General features: G+C 63.4%; 1 protein-coding gene. It reads right to left on the reverse strand.

Features of this window, described 5'->3' with window-relative positions:
• The coding region (locus ACYOEI_RS41600) for a transposase (protein WP_462856520.1) at positions 1-213 on the reverse strand (213 nt) is incomplete at both ends.

Here is a 213-nt window from a genome sequence, read left to right on the forward strand (position 1 = left end):
GAGACCGATGTTCGGCCGTCAACTCCCCCAGGACCTTGGGGGCGATCGTCCCGTCGTCAGCCGACGCCACCGTGACCGCGACCGCTAGCAGTAAACCCAGCTTGTCTACGATGATATGGCGTTTCCGCCCGTTGATCTTCTTGCCCCCATCGAACCCACGGCTCTCGGCGTTCTCCGTCGCCTTGACCGTCTGACTGTCGATGCTGCCGACGC

It is taken from the genome of Singulisphaera rosea (assembly GCF_054877945.1).